Here is a 22,423-nt window from a genome sequence, read left to right on the forward strand (position 1 = left end):
GGAGCGCGGCGGACGGGTCCCCCGATCGGATCAGGCGATGGTCACACCATTGGGGTGCTGCTGTTGATCTTGGCCGGATTCAGCGGACGATCAGGACGCGAAGGGCCGCGCGGGCCACGGCGCGTCGGCCGGCCGCAGGCTGTCCAGACCGTCCCCGGCGCGGGCGGCGGCCAGCGCGAGGACGCCGACGACCAGGCAGTTGTTGTGCAGGTCCCCGGCGAGCACCAGCCGCACCAGCTCGTCCAGGGGCACCCGGGTGTGCTCCATGTCCGTCTCCTCGTGCTCCGCGACGAACCGCTCCCCCTGGGCCTCGGAGATGTCGCGGGCGAGAAAGACCCGTACCGCCTCGTCGCAGCCGCCGGGGCTGGTGTAGACGTCGGCCAGCACCCGCCAGTCCTCGGCCTTGACGTGCGCCTCCTCGTACAGCTCGCGCTGGGCGGCGTGCAGCGGGTTCTCTCCGGGCATGTCGAGCAGGCCGGCCGGGATCTCCCAGAGCTTGTGGCGCACGGGGTGGCGGTACTGGCTGATGAGCAGGACCCGGTCCTCCTCGTCCAGGGCGAGGACGGCGACCGAGCCGGGGTGGACCTGGTAGTCGCGGCGGGCCACCGAGCCGTCGGGCATGACCACGTCGTCCGTGCGGACCGAGGTCTTGTTGCCCGTGAACGGGATCGCGCTGTCGCGGATCTCCCACTCCTCGGGGATGTCCCTGATCGTCATGCCCTGTCCCTCCACGCGCGCAAAAGAAAACCGGGGTGCGCACCTTTGAAGGTTCGCACCCCGGCCACCGTAACAACTGGTGTGCTACTTGGAGTTCTTCGGCTTGCCCGCCGTCTTGCGCTCGACGGAAGCCTTCACCAGGCCCGCGAACAGCGGGTGCGGCCGGGTCGGCCGCGAGCGCAGCTCGGGGTGCGCCTGGGTGGCGACGAGGTAGGGGTGGACCTCGCGCGGGTACTCGACGTACTCGACGAGCTTGCCGTCGGGCGAGGTGCCCGAGAAGACGATGCCCGCCTTCTTCTCCAGCTCGGCGCGGTAGGAGTTGTTGACCTCGTAGCGGTGGCGGTGCCGCTCCTCGACGTACTCCTTGCCGTCGTAGACCTCGCGGACGATGGAGCCCTCGGCCAGCTTGGCCGGGTACATGCCCAGGCGCATGGTGCCGCCCATGTCGCCCTCACCGGCGACGATGTCCATCTGCTCGGCCATGGTGGAGATGACCGGGTGGGCGGTGGCCGGGTCGAACTCGGTGGAGTTGGCGTCCGGGATGTCCGCCAGGTTCCGCGCGGCCTCGACCACGATGCACTGAAGGCCCAGGCAGAGGCCGAGCAGCGGCACCTTGTTCTCGCGGGCGTAGCGGATGGCGCCGACCTTGCCGAGCACACCGCGGTCGCCGAAGCCGCCGGGGATGCAGATGCCGTCCACGTCGCCGAGGGCGGCGGCGGCACCGGCCGGGGTCTTGCAGTCGTCGGAGGTGACCCACTTGATCTTGACGCGGGCGCGGTTGGCGAAGCCGCCGGCGCGCAGCGCCTCGGTCACCGACAGGTAGGCGTCGGGCAGGTCGATGTACTTGCCGACCAGGGCGAGGGTGATCTCGTGGTCCGGCTTGTGCACGCGGTCCAGCAGGTCGTCCCAGGTGGTCCAGTCCACGTCCCGGAAGGGCAGGTCGAGCTTGCGGACCACGTAGGCGTCCAGGCCCTCGCCGTGGATGGTCTTCGGGATGTCGTAGATGGAGCGGGCGTCGGGGCAGGCCACGACGGCGTCCTCGTCCACGTCGCACATCAGCGAGATCTTGCGCTTGATGGCGGTGGGGACCTCGCGGTCGCAGCGCAGCACGATCGCGTCGGGCTGGATGCCGATGTTGCGCAGCGCGGCGACGGAGTGCTGGGTCGGCTTGGTCTTCAGCTCGCCGGAGGGGCCGATGTAGGGCAGCAGCGAGATGTGGACGACGAAGACGTTGTCCCGGCCGACCTCGTGGCGGACCTGGCGGACGGTCTCCAGGAACGGCAGCGACTCGATGTCGCCGACGGTGCCGCCGACCTCGGTGATGACGACGTCCACCTCGTCGGTGGCCATGCGCCGGATGCGGTGCTTGATCTCGTTGGTGATGTGCGGGATGACCTGCACGGTGTCGCCCAGGTACTCGCCGCGCCGCTCCTTGGCGATGACCGTGGAGTAGACCTGGCCGGTGGTGACGTTGGCCGAGCCGTCGAGGTCGCGGTCGAGGAAGCGCTCGTAGTGGCCGATGTCCAGGTCGGTCTCGGCGCCGTCGTTGGTGACGAACACCTCACCGTGCTGGAAGGGGTTCATCGTGCCCGGGTCGACGTTCAGGTACGGGTCGAGCTTCTGCATCACGACGCGCAGGCCGCGAGCCTTGAGCAGCATGCCCAGGCTGGAGGCGGTGAGGCCCTTGCCGAGCGAGGAGGCGACACCCCCGGTGACGAAGATGTGCTTGGTCGTCGTAGATTTCGGCGGCATGGCCAAGAGGGGGCTCCCGTGGTCGCTGTCTGTGATGCGGTGCGGTCGCCGGCCCGGAGAATCTGGTGTTCCTCGCGGTGGCGTCGTCGCTGCGGTTCGGGGGTTTTGGGGCCCACCGGTCCACGGGCTACCAGGGTATCAGCGCCTGGAGGAGTCGGCGTCCGACCACGCTCCGTACGCGGCCGGGAGGGCGGGTGTGACCAGGTTCGGGCCGGGCAGGCGGCCGTCACGAGGTTCTCACCCCGCGGTCACTCGTTCGGCCCACACGGGTTGCCCCGAGCGGCGCGCGGATCATCGGGGTGCGTCGTATCCTGCTCGGACACTCGCTGCCGAGCGCGGCCGGGATGACGGCACACCCCCGCCTCCAGCATCCCCGCCACTGGCATGGGGAACATGGGGAGCGCGGCAGTTCGTTGAGCATGGACCGCCGTTTTGCCTCAGGGCTCGGCGGGCTGCTTTGCTTCACCGCTCAACGTATGACAACCACCCCTTGACCGCACCAAGCGACTGCCCCCTCGTGCGGGGGTGACGTGGCCGTTCGACTGGAGTTGCACGTGGCCGGGCGCATCGAAGATTACGCACTCATCGGAGACATGCAGACCGCCGCGCTGGTCTGCCGGGACGGCACGGTGGACTGGCTGTGCCTGCCCCGCTTCGACTCGCACGCCATCTTCGCCGGCCTGCTCGGCACCGAGGAGCACGGCTTCTGGCGGCTCGGCCCGGCGTACTCGGCGGACTCACCCCCGCCCACGGCGGCCCGGCGGAGCTACCGGGGCGACTCGCTGATCCTGGAGTCGGAGTGGGACACCCCGCGCGGCACCGTACGGGTGACGGATTTCATGCCCCCGCGTGACGGCGCCCCGCAGCTCATCCGGATCGTGGAGGGCCTCAGCGGCGAGGTGCCGATGCGCTCGGAGCTGCGCATGCGGTTCTCCTACGGCCGTGTGGTGCCGTGGGTGCACAAGTACGACAACCGCACGGTCGCCGTCGCGGGCCCGGACTCGGTGTGGTTCGACACCGAGGCGGACACCTACGGCAAGGACCTGACGACGTACTCGGACTTCACCGTCTCCGCCGGTGAGCGGGTGGCGTTCACCATCTCCTGGCAGCCCTCGCACAAGGAGGCGCCCCCGCTGCCCGAGCCGGAGCAGGCGCTGCGGGCGACGGAGGAGTTCTGGCGCGAGTGGGTCGAGCAGTGCACGTACCACGGCCCCTACCGGGAGGCCGTGATCCGTTCGCTGATCACGCTGAAGGCGCTCACCTACGCCCCCACCGGCGGCATCGTGGCCGCGCCCACCACCTCCCTGCCGGAGGACATCGGGGGCGTGCGCAACTGGGACTACCGCTACACCTGGCTGCGGGACGCGGCGATCACCCTGTCCTCGCTGCTGCGCACCGGCTACCGCGACGAGGCCCGCGCCTGGCGCGAGTGGCTGCTGCGGGCGGTCGCGGGCGACCCGGAGAACCTCCAGATCATGTACGGCATCGCCGGTGAGCGTGAGCTGGGCGAGGCCGAGCTGGACTGGCTGCCGGGGTACGAGAACTCCCGCCCGGTCCGGGTGGGCAACGGCGCCGCCGACCAGCTCCAGCTCGATGTGTACGGCGAGGTCATCGAGGCCCTCCACCTGGGCCACATGACCGGCCTGGCCCGCAACGACTACGCCTCGGTGCTCCAGCTCAAGCTGATCCGCTACCTCGAGGACCACTGGCAGGAGCCGGACGAGGGCATCTGGGAGGTGCGCGGACCGCGCCGCCAGTTCGTGCACTCCAAGGTGATGGCCTGGGTCGCCGTGGACCGCACGATCAAGCTGATCGAGTCCGGGGACGCGGAGGGCCCGCTGGAGCGCTGGAAGGAACTGCGCGACGACATCCACCGCGAGGTCTGCGAGAAGGGCTACGACCCGGAGCGCAACACCTTCACCCAGTACTACGGCTCCAAGGAGCTGGACGCCTCCCTGCTGCTGATCCCGCAGATGGGCTTCCTGCCGCCGGACGACAAGCGGGTCATCGGCACCATCGAGGCGATCCAGCGCGAGCTGTCCACCTCCGACGGGTTCATCCTGCGCTACCCGACCGACGGCGAGGACGCGGGCGTCGACGGTCTCCCCGGTGACGAGGGCGCCTTCCTGGCCTGCTCGTTCTGGATGGCGGACGACCTCGCGATGATCGGCCGGGTGGACGAGGCCCGCAAGCTGTTCGAGAAGCTCCTCGGCCTGCGCAACGACCTCGGCCTCCTCGCCGAGGAATGGGACCCCCGCCTCCAGCGCCAGGTCGGCAACTTCCCGCAGGCGTTCAGCCACGTCCCCCTGATCGACACCGCCCTGCGGCTGACGGCCTCGGGGGCGTACGGGGGCTGATTCCGGCCTACGCTGGGAAGCGGACCACTCCCGATGCGGAAGGGGGCGGCCATGGCTTCCCTCTCGAAGGCGGGCGCGGCGCTGGCCGCGCTGCGCGAGGAGCTGACCGGCGAGGTGTTCGTGCCGGGCGACGCGGGGTACGACGAGGCCCGTGCCGTCTTCAACGCGATGATCGACCGGCGGCCGGCCGTGATCGCCCAGTGCGCGGACGCCGCCGACGTGGTGCGCACGGTCCGCTTCGCCCGTGATCTGGATCTGCCCGTCGCCGTGCGCGGCGGCGGGCACAGCGTCGCGGGCAACGCCCTGGGCGACGGCGCGGTGGTGGTCGATCTGCGCCGGATGCACGGGGTGGAGGTCGACCCGGAGGCCCGTTCGGCGCGGGTCGGGGGCGGGGCGACGATGAGCCATCTCGACCAGGCGTGTGCCCCGTACGGACTGGCGACCACCGGGGGCCGGGTCTCCACCACCGGGGTCGGCGGGTTCGTCCTCGGCGGCGGCACCGGCTGGCTGGACCGGGCCTACGGGCTCGCCGTCGACAATCTGCTGGGCGTGGAGCTGGTGACGGCCGACGCCGAGCGGGTGCGGGCGACCCCCGAGGAGCATCCCGAGCTGTTCTGGGCTCTGCACGGCGGCGGCGGCAACTTCGGGGTGGCCACCACGCTCACCCTGCGGCTGCACGAGCTGCCCGAGTTCGCGGTCGCCCTGCTGCTGTTCCAGCCGGAGCACGGCCCCGAGGTGGTGCGTGCCTTCCGCGAGGTCATCGACGCCGGACCCGACCGGCTGAGCGGGGCCCTGCTGTACATCACCGCCCCGCCCGAGGAGTTCGTCCCCGAGGAGCTGGTGGGCAGGCTGGTGTGCGGGGCGCTGGTGACGTACGCGGGCGGTGTCACGGGCCTGCGCGAGCTGATCGAGCCGCTGCTGGCGCTGCCGGCCGCGGGTGAGCTGATCGCCGAGCTGCCGTACACGGACGTGCAGCGCATGATCGACGACCCGCCGGGGCTGCGGAACTACTGGTCGGCCGAGTACCTGACCGGTCTGCCGGACGACCTGGTGGACGTGTACTGCTCTCTGGGGGACCGGATGCCGGTGCCGACCGGCACCCAGCACATCCTGTTCCCGCAGGGCGGCGCCCTCGCGTCCGGCCCGCACGACTACCCGATCCCCTACCGGGACGCCCCCTGGTCGGCCCACCCCTTCGCCGTCTGGGAGGACCCGGCCGACGACGAGCGCGCCATCTCCTGGGTCCGGGAGGTCCGCTCCGAGGTCGAGCCGTGGAGCACCGGCGACGTCTACCTGAACTTCATCGGCGACGAGGGCGCCGAGCGCGTCGGCGCGGGCCTGGGCGTCGGCAACATGCTCCGGCTGGAGAAGGTGAAGCGGGCGTACGACCCGGACAACGTCTTCCGCTTCAACCACAACATCCGGCCGCTGTAGCCGCGGCTGTTCCCCGGGAGGCCGGGCGGGTAGCGTCCGGCGCATGGGCACAGAGGGTGGCGGGATCACCGTGCGGCGGGCGCTGGAGCTGCCCGGGCTGCGCGGTGGGCTGCCGGAGGTGGTGGCGGGCGAGGACCGGCTGGAGCGCGCGGTGCGCTGGGTGCACGCGGGTGAGGTCCCGCACATCGCCAAGCTGCTCAAGGGCGGCGAGCTGCTGCTGACCACCGGGTACGGGCTGGGCACGCGCCCGGCCGAGCAGCGGGCGTTCGTCCGCACCCTGGCCGAGCGGGACATCGCGGCGCTGGTGGTGGAGCTGGGCCAGCGCTTCACCCGGCTGCCGGCCGCCCTGGTGGACACCGCGCGGGCGACGGGCCTGCCGCTGGTCCAACTGCACCGCGAGGTGCCGTTCGTGGCGGTCACCGAGGAGATCCACACCGAGATCGTCAACGGTCACTACGCCCTGCTCCAGCGGGCGGAGGATGTGCACCGGCGCTGTACGGAGGCGCTGCTCGGCGGGGGCGGCGTCCCCCAACTGCTCGCCATCCTGGCCGACTTCTGTGCCAACCCGGTGTTCCTGGAGACCGCCGACGGCCGCCTGCTGTACGCGGCCGGGCCGGGGCCCGAGGGCGCGGACCCCTTGCAGGTGTGGGAGGGGCTGCGCGGTCCGCACCGGGCGGAGCCGCCGCCCTCGGGGGCGCTGCTGGTGGACGTGCCGGGCGGTGGCGCGGGGGCGGGCGGGGTGCGGGCGCGGCTGGTGCTGCTGCCGGTCGGGGCTCCGCTGGCGCCGGTGCACCGGATCGCGGCCGAGCGGGCGGCGGGGACGGTGGCGGTGGTGCTGATGCAGGCCCGCCAGGAGGAGGAGCTGGCGGCGCGGGGCCGGGGTGACTTCCTGACCGATCTGGCCGAGGGCCGGGTGCGGGCCGGGGACGCTCCGGCGCAGGCCCGCGTGCTGGGGTTCCGGCCGGGTGACGGTCCGCTGCTGCCGGTGGTGATGCGGGTGGGGGACGCGCTGTCCCCGGCGGGGGGCTGGGCGGTGCTGGCGCGGGCGGTCGGCGAGGAGCTGGCGTCGGTGGGGGTGCCGGTGCTGCTGGGGGTGCGGCCGGTGGAGGGCCGGGTGCCGGTGCTGGTGGGGCTGCGCGCGAAGGCCGACCGGGCGCCGGTCGCGGACCGGGTGGCGGCCGCGCTGCGGGCGGGCGCCGAGCGGGCCGGGATGATCCGGCCGGGGGCCCGGCCGCCGGTCGTGGTGGTGGGGCTGCCGGGTGACTGGTCGGCCGCCTCGGCGGGGCTGCGGCACGCGGCGGAGACGGCGACGGCCGCGCAGGGCCTGCCCGACCAGCCCTGGTACGACGCCCGCCGCCTGGACATCGACCTGCTGCTGTGGCGGCTGCGGGACCACCCGGACCTGGCGGCCTTCGTGGACCGTGCGCTCGGCCCGCTGCGTGAACACGACCGGCGAGCGAAGCCGCCGCTGCTCCCCACCCTGGAGACCTACCTCGCCCACGCCGGCCGCAAGGCGGAGACCGCCCGCGAACTCCATCTCAACCGCCAGACCCTCTACAACCGCCTCGCCCGCATAGGCGAGTTGCTGACCACCGACCTCGACGACCCGCACACCGTCCTGGCGTTGAGCCTGGCCCTGCGGGCGAGGCGGCACGTCGACTAGCGGTGACGGGGGCTAGAGCAGCGCCAGCGGTTGGGTCAGCTCGTCGTAGATGCTCAGCACTTGGGCGATCGTGTCGTCCTCGGTCGGCCAGCCGGACGCCTGGCGGGTGCCGCGGTCGGCGAGCTGGGCACGCCGGTCGGGGTCCGCGAGGAGGGCGGTGACGGTGTCGGCGAGGGCGCGGGGGTCGCCGTAGGGGACGAGGGCGGCGGCGTCGCCGACGAGGTCAGGGACGCCGCCGACCGCGGTGGCGACCAGGGGGACGCGGGCGTGCAGGGCCTCCTGGGGGAAAAGGGGGCGGGACTCCCAGCGGCTGGTGAGCAGGGCGAGGTCGGCGGCCGCGAGCAGGTCGGGCACGTCGTCGCGGACGCCGAGCAGCCGGACGGGCAACTCCTCGTCGGTGATGCGCTGTTGCAGCTCGGCGCGGAGCGGCCCCTCCCCCGCGATCAGGGTGAGCGGCTGCGGGTCGAGGCCGCTCCAGCGGCGGGCGGCGTCCAGCAGCACGTCGTAGCCCCGGTGCCGGTCGAGGGAGCCGACGGCGAGGAGCAACGGGCGGTCGGTGGCGCCGAGTTCGGCGCGGAGCTTGGCCGCGGGGCCCTCCGGGTCCTCCGGTGCAGCGGGCCGGGGGCGCCCGGGCAGGGCCATCGCGCCGAGCCGGGCGTCCCGCGCGCCGGTGCGGCGGGCCCGGTCGACCAGGGCGGAGCTGGTGCCGAGGACCACGGCGGCCGTCCGCGCCACGCGCCGCTCCAGCATCCGCAGCAGATGCGCCCGCGCGCCCTCGGCATGCGCCCGGTCGTGCCAGGTGACGACCAGCGGGACCGCCCGCCCGCCGAGCGCGAGCGCGGCACGGAAGGAGGCGTGCAGCCCGTGGGCGTGCACCAGGTCGGCGTCCGCGCAGGCCGCCCGGAGCCGCCCCACGGCCGCCGGGTCGCTGCTGCGGGGCACCGGCACATGGTCGGCGCCGGTGCCCCGGAAGTCGTAGGCGTGGTCGGCCTCGGCCGGGGCACAGACGGTGACCCGCACGCCCCGCGCGACCAGTCCCTCGGCCAGGGAGCGCACATGGGCGCTGCTCCCGGCGTTGCCGCCGCCGAGCACCTGCACGGTGCGCAGCGAGGACCGGCCGTGCGGGGCGTTGCTGCTCACGGGGCTCACTGAGGCCGGCACTCCTGGGTCGGGGCGGGGTCGGGGAACGTACGGATAGGTACGGATAGGTCACGAGGACGTACAGAAGGTAGCGAACGGCGAAACACCGGAAGCGGGGTACGACGGGCCGCGCGGGCCCCCGCCCGGAGGCGGCACACCGTCAAGCATGCCAGTACGTACGGCTGTTCCGGGAAATCCCGCCGGAGCCGCAGGGCGGGGCGCGTTGGCAATGCGCCGGCGCATCTCACCCGTACGAGTGAGAGCGGCCGTCGGCCCGGCGGAGCCGGCCGGCGGGCGTACCGCGAGGTCAGCGGCTCACAACGCCCGCGCCCAGGCGGAGACCCGGTCCCCACGCACGGTGGCGGCGACCACGGCGACGGCGTGCACGAGAAGGCTCGCGCGCCCGCCCGCCGCGACGACGGCGGTGCCGAGCGCGGCGCCCAGGGCGTGCGCGCCGGTGTCGCCGAGCATGGCCCGCTCCCCCAGGTCCTCGGGGAGCACGGCGGCGGCCCCGCCCGCCGCGACGGCGACCAGCGCGCCGCCCGGCCCGCTCCGGACGAGCCCCGGCACGGCGAGCGCGAGCACGGCGCCCGCCGCGCGGCCGGGGCGTACGTCGAGGAGGTTGGCGGTGTGCGCGGCGCCCGCGATGACGACGCCCGCGAGCAGCCGGTCCACCGGCCGCTCCTTCAGCAGCGTCCCGGCGGCCAGCGCGGCGGCGGAGATACCGAACAGCTTGACCGCGCCGGAGGTGACCTCGCCGGTGCGCAGGGCGCCGAGGTGGGCGCGGAAGCCCCGGCGGGGGTCGTCGGCGCCGGCGATGTCGTCGTACGCCCCGCAGGCACCGGCGGCGAGCACGGCGAGCCCGGCCGCCGGGTGGACGCGGGCGGCGGCGAGCGCGGTGGCGGCGGCGCTCGCGGGACCGGCGTACAGCTCGACGGTGCGGCCGGCGTGGTTCTTCCGCTCCCAGCGGTCCCGGCCGCCCGGCGCGCGGTGCCGGAGCAGGGCCGTCAGCCTCCGGGTGAGCGCGGCGGAGGTGAGCAGGGCGGCGGGGCGGGACACCTAGTCCTCCGCGCGGGCGGTGGCGAGGAGTTCCTCGGCGTGGGCGCGGGCGGCCTCGGAGTCCTCCTGGCCGGCCAGCATCCGGGACAGCTCGCGGACGCGGTCCTCGCCCTCCAGGACCTTCACACCGGACCGGGTGACCGAGCCGTCGTTGGTCTTCTCCACCAGCAGTTGCCGGTCGGCGAACGCGGCGACCTGCGGCAGGTGGGTGACCACGACGACCTGCGCGGTCCGGGCCAGCTTCGCCAGCCGCCGCCCGATCTCCACGGCCGCCTTGCCGCCGACCCCGGCGTCCACCTCGTCGAAGAGATACGTCGGCACCGGGTCGGTCCCCGCGAACACCACCTCCACGGCGAGCATCACGCGGGACAGCTCACCGCCGGAGGCGCCCTTGGCGATGGGCCGGGGCGGGGCGCCGGGGTGCGGGGCGAGCAGCAGCTCGACCTCGTCGACACCGGTCGGCCCGTAGGCGACCGTACGGCCGCCGGTCTCGATTCCCTCGGGGTCCTCGGTCTGCCGGATGTCGAAGGAGACCCGCGCGTGCGGCATCGCCAGCGAGGCGAGTTCGGCGGTGACGGCGGCGGCGAACCGCTCGGCGGCCTCGGTGCGGGCCTTGGTCAACGCCTCGGCGAGCGCGCCCAGTTCGGCGCCCAGGGCGTCGCGCTCGGCGGTGAGTTCACCGATCCGCTCGTCGTCGCCGTCCAGCTCGGTCAGCCGGGCGGCGCCCTGCTCGCCCCAGGCCAGCACGGCGCCGATGTCCTCGCCGTACTTGCGGGTCAGCGCGGTCAGCGCGGCCCGGCGCTCCTCCACCGCGGCCAGCCGCAGCGGGTCGGCGTCCAGGTCGGAGGCGTATCCGGCCAGCTCACCGGCGACGTCGGCGAGGAGGATGCCGATCTCCCCGATCCGGTCGGTGAGCGCGGCCAGCGCCGGGTCGTGGGCCCGGACCGCCTCCAGCGCCCGGTGGGCGCCCGCGACCAGGGTGGAGGCGTCGATGCCCTCCGGGTCCTCGGGGTTGCCCGCGAGGGCGGCGTGCGCGGCGGTGGCCGCACCGGCGAGCGCCTCGGCGTGCCCGAGCCGCTCCGCCTCCTCGGCGAGTTCGGTGTCCTCCCCGGCGCGGGGTTCGACGGCGGCGATCTCGTCCAGGCCGTACCGCAGCAGGTCGGCCTCCTGGGCGCGCTCGCGGGCGCGGGTCACGATCTCGTCCAGCTCGGCGGCGACCGCCCGCAGCCGCCGGTACGCCTCGCTGTACGCGGCCAGCGGGCCGGAGACCGCCTCGCCCGCGTACCGGTCCAGGGCCTGGCGCTGCCGGGACAGCTTGAGCAGGCCCTGCTGGTCGGTCTGGCCGTGCACGGCCACCAGTTCGTCGGCCAGCTCGGCGAGCAGCCCCACGGGCACGCTGCGCCCGCCGAGATGCGCGCGGGAGCGGCCCTCGGCGGAGACGGTACGGCTGATCAGCAGGGCGCCGTCGTCCAGCTCGGCCCCCGCCTCCTCGGCGCGCACGACGGCGGAGGCGCCGGGGGCCAGGGCGATCCGCCCCTCCACCACCGCCTTGCCCGCGCCGATCCGTACGAGCGCCGGGTCGGCGCGTCCGCCGAGCAGCAGGCCCAGGCTGGTGACCACCATGGTCTTGCCCGCCCCGGTCTCACCGGTGACCGCGGTGAACCCCGGCGACAGCTCGACCACGGCGTCGTCGATGACCCCGAGCGACCGTATCCGCATCTCCTCCAACACGGAACAGACCTTACGAGGTCCGGGGCGCGCCGCGCACACGGGCCGCCGCTGTCACTCCGAGGAGTGGTCCCGGGCGCCGCGCCAGCCGGTGGTCGGCAGGGCGAACTTCGCCACCAGCCGGTCGGTGAAGGAGGCGTGGTGCAGCCGGGCGAGCCGGACCGGGACCGCGCCGCGCCGGACCTCGACCCGCGCGCCGGGCGGCAGCTCGATGGTGCGGCGCCCGTCGCACCACAGCACGCCCGGCGGGACGTGCGGGAGCACCTCGACGGCGAGGACGGAGTCGGGGGAGGTGACCAGCGGCTTGGCGAACAGGGCGTGCGCGCTGATCGGCACCATGAGCAGCGCCTCCACCTCGGGCCAGACCACCGGTCCGCCGGCGGAGAAGGCGTAGGCGGTGGAGCCGGTGGGGGTGGAGAGCACGATGCCGTCGCAGCCGAAGGCGGTGACCGGGCGGCCGTCGATCTCCAGCACCACTTCGAGCATCTTCTCGGCGGACACCTTCTGCACGGCCGCCTCGTTCAGCGCCCAGTCGGTGTGCACGATGTCGCCGTTGCGGTGCACGACCACGTCGATGGTCATGCGCTCCTCGACCTCGTAGGAGCGGGCCACCACCCGGTCCACCACCCGGTCCAGGTCGTCCCGCTCGGCCTCGGCGAGGAAGCCGACGCTGCCGAGGTTGACGCCGAGCATCGGCACCCCGGAGGCGCGGGCGAACTCGGCGCCGCGCAGCAGGGTGCCGTCACCGCCGAGGACGATGAGCAGTTCACAGCCGTCGAGTGACTGCGGTGTCGCCTCCTTGACGAGTTGGACCTCGCCGGGCAGCGGCAGATCGCACGCCTCCTCCTCCAGCACCCGCACCCCGATGCCGGACCGCAGCAGTCCCTTGACCACGAGTTCCGCACTGCGGATCGCCGCGGGACGCCCGGTGTGGGCGAGCAGGAAAACAGTACGCGCTCGGTTCTGTGTCAACGCGGCCCCTCCGCCACTGCACGATCGATGTCGGCCGGGTCGATCTCGGGGGCTCCGGCACGCAGCCAGAGAAAGTACTCGACGTTGCCGGACGGGCCCGGCAGCGGACTCGCGGTGACTCCTCGCACCCCGAGACCCAGCTCCCACGCCTTGTCGGCCACCCCGCGCACGGCCTCCGCCCGCAGTTGCGGACTCCGTACGACACCCCCGCTGCCCAGCCGTTCCTTACCCACCTCGAACTGCGGTTTCACCATCATCACCAGATCCGCGTCCGGCGTCACGCACCGCTTGAGGGCGGGCAGCACCAGATGGAGCGGGATGAAGGACAGATCGCCCACCACCAGGTCCACCGGCTTCCCGTCGATCCCCTCCAGCGTCAACTCGCGTACGTTCGTACGGTCCTTGACCACGACCCGTTCATCGTTGCGGAGGGACCAGGCGAGTTGTCCGTATCCGACGTCCACGGCGACGACCTGGGCGGCGCCCGCGCGCAGCAGGACATCGGTGAAGCCACCGGTGGAGGCGCCGGCGTCCAGGGCGCGGCGGCCCTCGACCACGAGGCCCAGGGGGACGAAGGCGGCGAGGGCGCCGGCGAGCTTGTGACCGCCGCGCGAGACGTAGTCGGGGTCGGTGTCGTCGCTCAGCACCACGATCGCGGCGGCGGTCTCCACCTGGGTGGCCGGCTTGGTCGCCACGGTCTTGCCGACGGTGACCCGTCCGGCGGCGATCAACTGGCTCGCGTGCTCGCGCGAGCGCGCCAGCTTGCGGCGGACCAGTTCCGCGTCGAGACGGCGGCGTGCGACTCCTGCCACGTTCGGTTCAGCTCCTGCTCAGTGCTTCGTGCTTGGTACGGGCGGTGCGGGTGTGGCCTCACCGGGGGGCGGGTGCCGGATGGTCCGGGCGGGCGTCGAGCGCGTCCAGCGCGTCGCGCAGCCCCCGGTGTACATCCTCGTACACGCCGAGGTGTCCGTCGGTGGGCAGGTGGTCGGCGTCGGCCAGCCGCGCCAGGCGGGCGTCGACCCCGGCGTCCCCGGTGGGGGTGCGGGGCACGGCCAGCGGCGCCGGGGCCGCGGGGTCGGACTCGGGCGCCGGGGGCACGGACGCGGGCGCGGACTCGCTCATGCCCAGACGCTACCGCGAACGCCTGGGGTACCGTCGTGCGCGATGGCCACGATCGAGGAGTGCCGTACGGCACTGGAGAAGCTTTCGGACAGCATGAGCACCGCCGAGGGCGACGTCGGCGCGGCCGCCGCGCTGGACCGCTCGGTGAGCTGCCATGTCACCGACCTGGACGTCACCTTCGCCGGCCGCATGAGGGGCGGCCGGATCGAGGTGGCCGAGACCCTGCCGGGCCCGCCCGGGGAGCGGGCCCAGATCCGGCTGACGCTGACCGGGGACGACCTGGTGGGCCTGGTGGACGGCGAGCTGAACTTCGCGTCCGCCTGGGGGTCGGGCCGGGTCAGGCTGGAGGCGGGTCTGATGGACCTGTTCCGGCTCAGGAAGCTGCTGTGACCCCTTCGGCCCGAGGTGCCGTCCGCGCCTTGCGGGCGGCGGGCACGACCAGCGGGGTCCCGGTCTCGGGGTCGTCGATGACCTGGCAGCGCAGCCCGAAGACCTGCTCGACCAGCTCCGCGGTGACGATCTCGTTCGGCGCGCCCTGGGCGATGACCTCGCCGCCGCGCAGGGCGATGAGGTGCGTGGCGTAGCGCGCCGCGTGGTTGAGGTCGTGCAGGACGGCGACGAGGGTGCGCCCCTGCGTCTCGTGCAGCTCGGCACAGAGGTCGAGGACGTCGATCTGGTGCTGGATGTCGAGGTAGGTGGTCGGCTCGTCCAGGAGCAGCAGCGGGGTCTGCTGGGCGAGGGCCATGGCGATCCAGACGCGCTGGCGCTGGCCGCCGGAGAGTTCGTCCACGTACCGCTCGGCCAGTTCCGTGACGCCGGTCTGCGCCATGGACTCACTGACGACGCGTTCGTCCTCGGCCGACCACTGGCGCAGCAGTCCCTGGTGCGGGTAGCGGCCCCGGCCGACCAGGTCGGCGACGGTGATGCCGTCGGGCGCGATGGAGGACTGCGGGAGCAGGCCCAGGGTGCGGGCGACCTTCTTGGCGGGCAGCGACTGGATGGCCTGCCCGTCGAGCAGCACCTGGCCCTCGGCCGGCTTCAGCATCCGCGACAGCGCCCGCAGCAGGGTGGACTTGCCGCACGCGTTGGGGCCGACGATCACGGTGAAGGAGTTGTCGGGTATCTCGACCGACAGCCGCTCGGCGATGACGCGCTGTTCGTAGGCGAGGGTGACGTTCTCGGCGGACAGGCGGTTCACGGTGACGGTGCTCCTCGAGGTGTTCGGGCGGGGTGCGCTGGGGTCGGTGCTCATACCCGGCCCGCCCGGCGCTCGCCGACCAGCAGCCACAGCAGGTAGGCGCCGCCGACGACACCGGTGACCACGCCGACGGGCAGTTGGTCGGCGCCGAAGAGGCGCTGGCAGACCCAGTCGGCGGTGACCAGCAGGGCGGCGCCCATGCACAGGGACGGCACCAGGTTGGGGCCCGGCGAGCGGGTCAGGCGCCGGGCGAGCTGCGGGGCGGTGAGGGCGACGAAGCCGACGGGGCCCGCGGCGGCGGTGGCGGCGGCGGTGAGCAGCACGGCGCCGACCATCAGCACCAGCCGTACCCGGTGCACCCGCACCCCGAGGGCGTACGCCACGTCGTCGCCCATCTCCAGCATCCTCAGGCCCCGCCCGTTGGCGAGGACCACCGGGACGACGAGGGCGCACAGGATCAGCAGCGGCCAGACCTGGGTCCAGTCCCGGCCGCTGAGCGACCCGGTCATCCACACCACCGCGCGGGCCGCGTCGACGATGTCGGCCTTGGTGATCAGGTAGCCGTTGACGGCGGTGAGGACGGCGGAGACACCGATGCCGACCAGGACCAGCCGGTATCCGTGCACCCCCTGCTTCCAGGCGAGCAGATAGATGCCGAGGCCGGTGACCAGGCCGCCGGCCAGCGCGCCCGCGGTGACGGCGGCGGCGCTGCCGGAGAACAGCACGATCATCACCAGGGCGCCCGCGGTGGAGCCCTGGGCGAGACCGAGCACGTCGGGGCTGCCGAGCGGGTTGCGGGAGATCGACTGGAACAGCGCCCCGCCGAGCCCCAGCGACGCGCCCACCAGCAGCCCGACCAGCAGCCGGGGCAGCCGCAGCTCGTTGACGATGAAGTCCTGGTACGGGTTGCCGTTCCCGACGAGGGTCCGCAGCACGTCCTTGGCGGGGATGTGGGCGTCGCCGGTGCCGATCAGGGCCACGCCCGCGGCGAGCACGGCGACCAGCAGCAGGACGACGACGATCAGGGAGCGCGGGTCCAGGCGCAGCGAGAGCCCGCCGGGGGTGCGTACCGCACGGCTCCGGGAGAGTGTCTTCACAGTTGCGCCGTCCTCCGCCGTCGTACGAGAAAGATGAAGACCGGGCCGCCGATGAGCGCGGTGATGATGCCGACCTGGATCTCGGCGGGCCGGGCCACGAGCCGGCCGGCGATGTCGGCGCCGAGCAGCAGCACGGGCGACAGCACGGCGGCGTACGGGAGAATCCAGCGCAGGTCGGGCCCGGTGAAGGAGCGCACCACGTGCGGCACCATCAGGCCGACGAACATGATCGGGCCGCAGGAGGCGGTGGCGGCGCCGCACAGCACGGTCGCCGCCAGCATGGCCAGCGCGCGGGTGCGGTTGAGGTGGGCGCCGAGCGCGCGGGCGGTGTCGTCGCCCATCTCCATGGCGTTCAGCGGCCGGGCCAGGGCGAGCGCGAGGACCATGCCGGCCAGCAGGAACGGCAGCACCTGGACGACGGTCCGCTCGTTGGCGGAGTCCAGCGAACCGACCGTCCAGAAACGCATCCGGGACAGCGCCTCGCCGTCCGTGATCATCACGGCCTGGAGGTACCCGTACAGCGCGGCCCCGATCGCGGTGCCGGCCAGCGCGAGCCGTACCGGGGTGGCGCCCCGGGTGCCGCCGAGGAACCACACCAGCGCGCCCACGGCGGCCGCACCGGCGAACGCGAACCACACGTAACCGCTCAGCGAGGTCACGCCGAAGAAGGTGATGGCGGTGACGACGGCCGCCGAGGCGCCCGCGTTGATGCCGAGCAGGCCGGGGTCGGCCAGCGGGTTGCGGGTGAGCGCCTGGAGCACCGAGCCGGACAGCCCGAACGCGGCCCCGGCCAGCAGACCGAGGAGGGTCCGGGAGATCCGGTCCCGCACGACGATGTCGGCATAGGTCCCGCTGTCGTGGAACAGCCCGTGCCAGACGAGGTCCGGCGCCAGCGACTTGGCGCCGACGCCGATACTCGCCATGGCGACGAACGCCAGCAGCACGACGGCCAGCAGCAGCCCGAGGGCGCGCACCAACCGTCGCTTCGGGGGCGCGGGAGCGGGTTCCGCGCGCTGTTCCGGAGGACTCTCGACCAACACGCGGTTAGGTTAGCCTATCCTCCTATTTGATCTCGATGCCGCCCGTCCGGCGGAGCGTCAGAGACCCAGCCTGGCCAGCGCCTTCTCCCCGTCCAGCGCGCAGGTGCCGTCCCCCGCCGCCGTCCAGGCCGCCGCGCACAGCGCCCGCAGTCCGTCCAGCGGAGATCCCTCGCCCGACAGTTCCAGGTGGCCCGCACCGGCCGTGGCGGTCCAGCCCCCGCAGCGGAAGCCCTCGCCGTCCTCCGTCACCGCCGGCTGCCCGGTCAGCAGGCCACGCAGATCGGCGTCGACATAGGTCGGCCGGTGCTGCGGCGGAGCGGCGAGCAACTGGGCGCCGTCGGTGACACCGGTCAGCACCAGCAGCGAGTCGACCTCGCCGTTGTAGGCACCCTCGATGTCGGTGTCCAGCCGGTCCCCGACCACCAGCGGCCGCTCGGCGCCGGTACGCAGGATGGTCTCCCTGTGCATCGGGGGCAGCGGCTTGCCCGCCACCTGCGGCTCGGCACCGGTCGCGATCCGGACGACCTCCACGGCCGCGCCGTTGCCCGGCGCGATGCCCCGGCCGCTCGGGATGGTCAGGTCGGTGTTGGACGCGAACCACGGCACCCCGCGCGCCACCGCGTAGGACGCCTCCGCGAACCGCCCCCACGGGAAGTCCGGGCCGCCGTACCCCTGCACCACCGCCACCGGGTCGTCGTCCGCCGAGTCCACCGGGGTCAGCCCGCGCTCGCGCAGCGCCACCCGCAGCCCCTCACCGCCGATCACCAGCACCTTCGCCCCGGCCGGCACCTGCTCGCTGACCAGCCGGGCCACCGCCTGCGCGGAAGTGATCACGTCCTCGGCGCCGGTCGGTATGCCCAGCTCGCTGAGGTGCCCGGCCACCGCGTCCGGCGTGCGCAGCGCGTTGTTGGTGACATACGCGAGGTGCATGCCGTCGGCACGGGCGTCGGCCAGCGAGTCCACGGCGTGCGCGATGGCCTCCCCGCCCGCGTACACCACCCCGTCCAGGTCGAGCAGCGCCGTGTCGTACGCCTCGTGCAGGGGCCGCTCACTGCCCTCGGGACTCGTCCTGACGCTCCGGCTCATCCGTATCGCTCCTCGTTCGACGCTCTTTCCCCCGATCATCCCGCAAGGCGTCCGCACACGTACGATGCCGGGATGAACATCGCAGGTCACTCGGAAGCAATGGCGCCCCGAGGTCTGGAACTCACCCCGTTCCGCGGCCTTCGTTACGACCCCGAACGGGTCGGCAGCCTGGCCTCCGTCACCTCCCCGCCGTACGACGTGGTGGTACGCCCGGACGGCCTGCACCACCTCCAGGACGCCGACCCGTACAACATCGTCCGGCTGATCCTGCCCCAGGCCGACACGCCCGACATCCGCAACGAACAGGCCGCCGACACCCTGCGCCGCTGGCTCGCCTCCGGCATCCTCGCCCCCGACCCGGCCCCCGCCCTGTACGTGTACGAGCAGCAGGACGTGGACGGACTCATCCAGCGCGGCGTCATCGGCGCCCTGCGCGTCTCGGAGCCGGAGGAGGGCGTCGTCCTCCCGCACGAGGACGTGATGGACCCGGTGGTCGCCGACCGCGCCGGGCTGATGCGTGCCACCCGCGCCAACCTGGAACCCCTGCTGCTGACCTACCGCGGCGACGGCGCCACCTCCGAGGCCATCGAGCGCACGGCGAAACTCCCGCCGCTGCTGACGACGACCACCGAGGACGGCGTACGGCACCGCCTGTGGGGCCTGACCGACCCGGCCGAGCTGGCCCTGGTCCGTGCGGACCTCGCCCACCACCAGGCCCTCATCGCCGACGGCCACCACCGCTGGGCCACCTACCGCCTGCTCCGCGCCGAGCAGCCCGCCCCCGGCCCCTGGGACCTGGGCCTGGTCCTGCTGGTCGACACCGCCCGCTATCCGCTGCGCGTCCGCGCCATCCACCGCCTGCTGCACGGCCTGCCGGTGAGGGACGCCCTGGCCGCCGTGGGCGACCTGTTCCGGGTACGGCACCTCGCGGTCCCGCTGCCAGAGGCGCTGAAGGCGCTCGCGGAGGCGGCCGCCGAGGGCAACGCCTTCCTGCTGGCCGGTGACGGCGGCTTCCACCTGCTGGACCGCCCGGACCCGGCCCTGCTGGCCCGCACGGTCCCGGCCGGGCACCCGGCCGCCTGGCGCTCCCTGGACGCGACGGTCCTGCACTCCGCGCTCCTCGAGCACGTCTGGCACATCCCCGAGGACTCCCCCGCGCACATCGCCTACATCCACGACACCGCGGCCACGGTCGCCAAGGCGGAACGCGGCGGCGGCACGGCGGTACTGCTGCATCCGGTACGCGAGGAGGTCGTGCGCGAGCTGGCCCGGCAGGGGGTGACGATGCCACGCAAGTCGACGTCGTTCGGGCCGAAGCCGGCGTCGGGGCTGGTGCTGCGGGTGGTGGACATCTAGCGCTGCTCCCGGCTGCTTCTGGCTGCTTCTGGCTGCTTCTGGGCATGAAAAAAGGGCGGGACCGCTGGGGTCCCGCCCTTTCTTGGTGTGCTGAGGATCAGTCCTCGGTGGAGTCCTTGATCTCGACGACCTTGGGCTCGGCGGCCTTCGGCTCCACGGCCTCGGGCTCGTCCTCGTCCGCCGGCTCGTCGTCGGCCTCGTCGGTGGTCGTGGTGTCCTCGTCCACCACGACCGTCACCACGGTCTCCGTCTCGGCGTCGTCCTCGTCCATCGCGTCGACGAACTCGACACCGTCCAGCTCGGCGAGCCGGTCGGAGGCGTCGGTGCTGCCGTCCCGGTCGGCCTCGACGGCCTTGGCGAACCACTCCCGCGCCTCGCCCTCACGGCCGACGGCCAGCAGGGCGTCCGCGTAGGCGTAACGCAGACGGGCGGTCCAGGGCTGGATGGAGTTGGAGGCCAGCTCCGCACTCTGGAGGGTGACGATGGCCGCGTCGAGCTGGTCCAGGTCACGCCGGGCGCCGGCGGCGACGAGCCGCATCTCGACCTGGCCGGCCTTGTCCAGCTTCTGCACCTCGGGAGCACCGGCCATGTCCAGCGCCTTCTCCGGACGCCCGAGCCCACGCTCGCAGTCGGCCATCACGGGCCACAGCTCGGTGTTGCCGGTCATCCGGCGGGCGGCACGGAACTCGGCCAGGGCCTCGCTGTACTTCTGGGTGGCGTAGGCGGCGAAGCCGGCGGCCTCGCGCACGGCGGCCACACGGGACGCCAGACGCAGGGCCACCCGGGAGTAGCCGTAGGCACGCTCGGGGTCCTCGTCGATGAGCCGCGCGACCATCACCAGGTTCCTGGCGACGTCCTCGGCGAGCGTCTTCGGGAGGCTCAGCAGCTCCTGGCGTACGTCCTTGTCGATCTCGTCGCCGGTGACGTCGTCCGGGATCGGCAGCCGCTTGATCGGCTCGCGGTCGCGGTCCCGCTCGTCGCGGCCGCCCCGGTAGCCACCCCGGTCGTCCCGGCGGTCGTCACGGCCCCGGTACCCACCGCGCTCACCCGGACGGGCGCCACGGTCGTCACGGCCCCGGTATCCACCACGGTCGTCGCGGCCACGGAACCCGCCCCGGTCACCACCACGGTCGTCACGACGGAAGGAGGGACGGTCGCCACCACCACGACGGTCGTCGTCGCGACGGAAGGCCGGGCGGTCGCCGTAGCGCTCGTCACGGCGGAAGGGGGGACGATCGCCACCGCGGTCGTCGCGGCCACGGAAGCCGCCGCGGTCGTCGCCACGGCGGTCATCGCGGCGGTCGTCGCGGCGGAAGTCACCACGGCTGTCGTCACGGCGGAACGCGGGGCGGTCGCCGGAACGCTCGTCACGGCGGAAGGAGGGGCGGTCACCGCCACCACGGCGGTCGTCGTCGCGACGGAACGACGGGCGGTCGCCGCCACGGTCGTCGCGGCCACGGAAGCCACCACGGTCGTCGCGGCGGAAGTCACCACGGCTGTCATCGCGACGGAAGGCCGGGCGGTCGCCGGAACGCTCGTCACGGCGGAACGGCGGGCGGTCGCCGCCACCACGGCGGTCGTCGTCGCGGCGGAAGGAGGGACGGTCGCCGGAGCGGTCGTCGCGGCGGAATCCACCACGGTCGCCGCCACGGTCGTCGCGGCCACGGAAGCCACCACGGTCGTCGCCACGACGGTCATCACGGCGGTCATCGCGACGGAAGTCACCACGGCTGTCATCGCGACGGAACGACGGGCGGTCCCCGCCACGGCTGTCGTCACGACGGAAGGAGGGGCGGTCGCCGCCACGGTCGTCACGGCCACGGAAGCCGCCACGGTCGTCGCCACGACGGTCATCACGGCGGTCGTCGCGGCGGAAGTCACCACGGCTGTCGTCACGGCGGAAGGCCGGCCGGTCGCCGGAACGCTCGTCGCGGCGGAACGAGGGACGGTCGTCACCACCACGACGGTCGTCGTCGCGACGGAACGACGGGCGGTCGCCGCCACGGTCGTCACGGCCGCGGAAACCACCACGGTCGCCACCGCGGCTGTCGTCACGACGGAAGGACGGGCGGTCGCCGCCACGGTCGTCGCGGCGGAAGGAAGGTCGGTCACCACCGCGGTCACCGCCACGCTCACCACCGCGGTCGTCGCGGCGGAAGGAGGGACGGTCGCCGGAACGGCGGTCGTCACCACGGTCGTTGGACCGGCGCGGGCCACCGCGGTAGCCGCCACGATCACCGCGGTCACCACTGTCCCGTCGCCGCTGGTCGCGCTCCGGTCGGTCGTCGGGAGAGTTGGTGGACATTGGGTGACTCCTGTCTTCGGGTACCACAAGCATTGTAAAAACAAAAGGACCCCTGGTCCCAGCTGAACGCTGGGACCAGGGGTCCTCCAAAGATTGTTCGGCGGCGTCCTACTCTCCCACAGGGTCCCCCCTGCAGTACCATCGGCGCTGTGAGGCTTAGCTTCCGGGTTCGATATGTAACCGGGCGTTTCCCTCACGCTATGACCACCGAAACCCTAATGGTTTCGAGCGAACAAGCACACTTTTTATTTGTGAGTTCGAGTTCAGCTCTGAACCGGCAACTGTTCGTTGCCTCAGAACTTACACAGTGGACGCGAGCAACTGAGGACAAGCCCTCGGCCTATTAGTACCAGTCAACTCCACCCGTTACCGGGCTTCCATATCTGGCCTATCAACC

General features: G+C 73.3%; 18 protein-coding genes, 1 rRNA gene and 1 pseudogene. 5 read left to right on the forward strand and 15 right to left on the reverse strand.

Annotated features, from left to right (window positions below):
* Positions 1–90 precede the first annotated feature (90 nt).
* Positions 91–717, reverse strand: a complete 627-nt coding sequence (locus tag ACZ3HQ_RS26880) for an NUDIX domain-containing protein (protein ID WP_467514733.1) — start codon at positions 715–717, stop codon at positions 91–93.
* An 84-nt stretch (positions 718–801) separates the two neighbouring features.
* The gene (locus ACZ3HQ_RS26885) at positions 802–2,469 is read right to left on the reverse strand and encodes a CTP synthase (protein ID WP_350752672.1); all 1,668 of its coding nucleotides are present in this window, start codon (positions 2,467–2,469) and stop codon (positions 802–804) included.
* Between the two features lie 554 nt (positions 2,470–3,023).
* Between ACZ3HQ_RS26885 and ACZ3HQ_RS26890 the strand changes: the two genes are divergently transcribed.
* The 3 genes from ACZ3HQ_RS26890 to ACZ3HQ_RS26900 are packed head-to-tail and all read left to right on the forward strand — an operon-like array spanning position 3,024 to position 7,923.
* Positions 3,024–4,826, forward strand: a complete 1,803-nt coding sequence (locus ACZ3HQ_RS26890; protein ID WP_467514792.1) for a glycoside hydrolase family 15 protein — start codon at positions 3,024–3,026, stop codon at positions 4,824–4,826.
* Positions 4,827–4,877: 51 nt separating this feature from the next.
* Entirely contained in the window at positions 4,878–6,260 is a 1,383-nt protein-coding gene (locus ACZ3HQ_RS26895; RefSeq protein ID WP_467514735.1) for an FAD-binding oxidoreductase, read from the forward strand.
* Between the two features lie 43 nt (positions 6,261–6,303).
* Positions 6,304–7,923 (forward strand): PucR family transcriptional regulator, encoded by a 1,620-nt coding sequence (locus tag ACZ3HQ_RS26900; protein ID WP_467514737.1) that lies wholly within the window; start codon positions 6,304–6,306, stop codon positions 7,921–7,923.
* 12 nt (positions 7,924–7,935) lie between these two features.
* Here the strand turns inward: ACZ3HQ_RS26900 and ACZ3HQ_RS26905 are convergent, their stop codons facing one another.
* The 6 genes from ACZ3HQ_RS26905 to ACZ3HQ_RS26930 form a co-directional block, all read right to left on the reverse strand.
* Entirely contained in the window at positions 7,936–9,072 is a 1,137-nt protein-coding gene (locus ACZ3HQ_RS26905; protein ID WP_467514739.1) for a glycosyltransferase family 4 protein, read from the reverse strand.
* A gap of 306 nt (positions 9,073–9,378) precedes the next feature.
* Positions 9,379–10,122 carry a hypothetical protein gene (locus ACZ3HQ_RS26910; RefSeq protein WP_467514741.1) on the reverse strand — a complete coding sequence of 248 codons (744 nt, stop codon included), beginning with the start codon at positions 10,120–10,122 and terminating at the stop codon, positions 9,379–9,381.
* Positions 10,123–11,841, reverse strand: a complete 1,719-nt coding sequence (gene recN / locus ACZ3HQ_RS26915; protein WP_467514793.1) for a DNA repair protein RecN — start codon at positions 11,839–11,841, stop codon at positions 10,123–10,125.
* A 63-nt stretch (positions 11,842–11,904) separates the two neighbouring features.
* Positions 11,905–12,822 carry an NAD kinase gene (locus tag ACZ3HQ_RS26920; protein WP_467514744.1) on the reverse strand — a complete coding sequence of 306 codons (918 nt, stop codon included), beginning with the start codon at positions 12,820–12,822 and terminating at the stop codon, positions 11,905–11,907.
* Positions 12,819–13,634 (reverse strand): TlyA family RNA methyltransferase, encoded by an 816-nt coding sequence (locus ACZ3HQ_RS26925; RefSeq protein ID WP_467514746.1) that lies wholly within the window; start codon positions 13,632–13,634, stop codon positions 12,819–12,821. The genes ACZ3HQ_RS26920 and ACZ3HQ_RS26925 overlap by 4 nt, the downstream gene beginning before the upstream one ends.
* 58 nt (positions 13,635–13,692) lie before the next feature.
* Complete coding sequence (locus ACZ3HQ_RS26930) at positions 13,693–13,944, reverse strand: hypothetical protein (RefSeq protein ID WP_467514747.1); 252 nt, start codon at positions 13,942–13,944, stop codon at positions 13,693–13,695.
* A gap of 42 nt (positions 13,945–13,986) precedes the next feature.
* Between ACZ3HQ_RS26930 and ACZ3HQ_RS26935 the strand changes: the two genes are divergently transcribed.
* Positions 13,987–14,334, forward strand: a complete 348-nt coding sequence (locus tag ACZ3HQ_RS26935; protein ID WP_467514749.1) for a sterol-binding protein — start codon at positions 13,987–13,989, stop codon at positions 14,332–14,334.
* Here the strand turns inward: ACZ3HQ_RS26935 and ACZ3HQ_RS26940 are convergent.
* The 4 genes from ACZ3HQ_RS26940 to ACZ3HQ_RS26955 are packed head-to-tail and all read right to left on the reverse strand — an operon-like array spanning position 14,318 to position 18,365.
* Complete coding sequence (locus ACZ3HQ_RS26940) at positions 14,318–15,196, reverse strand: ABC transporter ATP-binding protein (RefSeq protein ID WP_467514751.1); 879 nt, start codon at positions 15,194–15,196, stop codon at positions 14,318–14,320. The genes ACZ3HQ_RS26935 and ACZ3HQ_RS26940 overlap by 17 nt on opposite strands.
* The gene (locus ACZ3HQ_RS26945; protein ID WP_467514753.1) at positions 15,193–16,239 is read right to left on the reverse strand and encodes a FecCD family ABC transporter permease; all 1,047 of its coding nucleotides are present in this window, start codon (positions 16,237–16,239) and stop codon (positions 15,193–15,195) included. The genes ACZ3HQ_RS26940 and ACZ3HQ_RS26945 overlap by 4 nt, the downstream gene beginning before the upstream one ends.
* A complete protein-coding gene (locus ACZ3HQ_RS26950; RefSeq protein WP_467514755.1) occupies positions 16,236–17,279 on the reverse strand; it encodes a FecCD family ABC transporter permease in 1,044 nt (347 codons plus the stop codon). The genes ACZ3HQ_RS26945 and ACZ3HQ_RS26950 overlap by 4 nt, the downstream gene beginning before the upstream one ends.
* A gap of 57 nt (positions 17,280–17,336) precedes the next feature.
* A complete protein-coding gene (locus ACZ3HQ_RS26955; RefSeq protein WP_467514756.1) occupies positions 17,337–18,365 on the reverse strand; it encodes an HAD hydrolase-like protein in 1,029 nt (342 codons plus the stop codon).
* 72 nt (positions 18,366–18,437) lie between these two features.
* On the opposite strand from ACZ3HQ_RS26955, the gene ACZ3HQ_RS26960 reads away from it, so the two are divergent.
* Positions 18,438–19,721: a DUF1015 family protein gene (locus ACZ3HQ_RS26960; protein ID WP_467514758.1), complete on the forward strand. Its 1,284-nt coding sequence runs from the start codon at positions 18,438–18,440 to the stop codon at positions 19,719–19,721.
* 97 nt (positions 19,722–19,818) lie between these two features.
* On the opposite strand, the gene ACZ3HQ_RS26965 is transcribed toward ACZ3HQ_RS26960, so the two are convergent.
* The 3 genes and pseudogenes from ACZ3HQ_RS26965 to rrf all read right to left on the reverse strand — a co-directional run bounded on the left by ACZ3HQ_RS26965 (position 19,819) and on the right by rrf (position 22,238).
* Positions 19,819–20,664: a tetratricopeptide repeat protein gene (locus tag ACZ3HQ_RS26965; protein ID WP_467514795.1), complete on the reverse strand. Its 846-nt coding sequence runs from the start codon at positions 20,662–20,664 to the stop codon at positions 19,819–19,821.
* Between the two features lie 144 nt (positions 20,665–20,808).
* A pseudogene (locus tag ACZ3HQ_RS26970) lies at positions 20,809–22,011 on the reverse strand (hypothetical protein); the annotation flags it as partial.
* 110 nt (positions 22,012–22,121) lie between these two features.
* Positions 22,122–22,238 (reverse strand): 5S ribosomal RNA (rrf, locus tag ACZ3HQ_RS26975).
* Positions 22,239–22,423: the final 185 nt, after the last annotated feature.

The organism is Streptomyces sp. NPDC018263, from assembly GCF_055562575.1.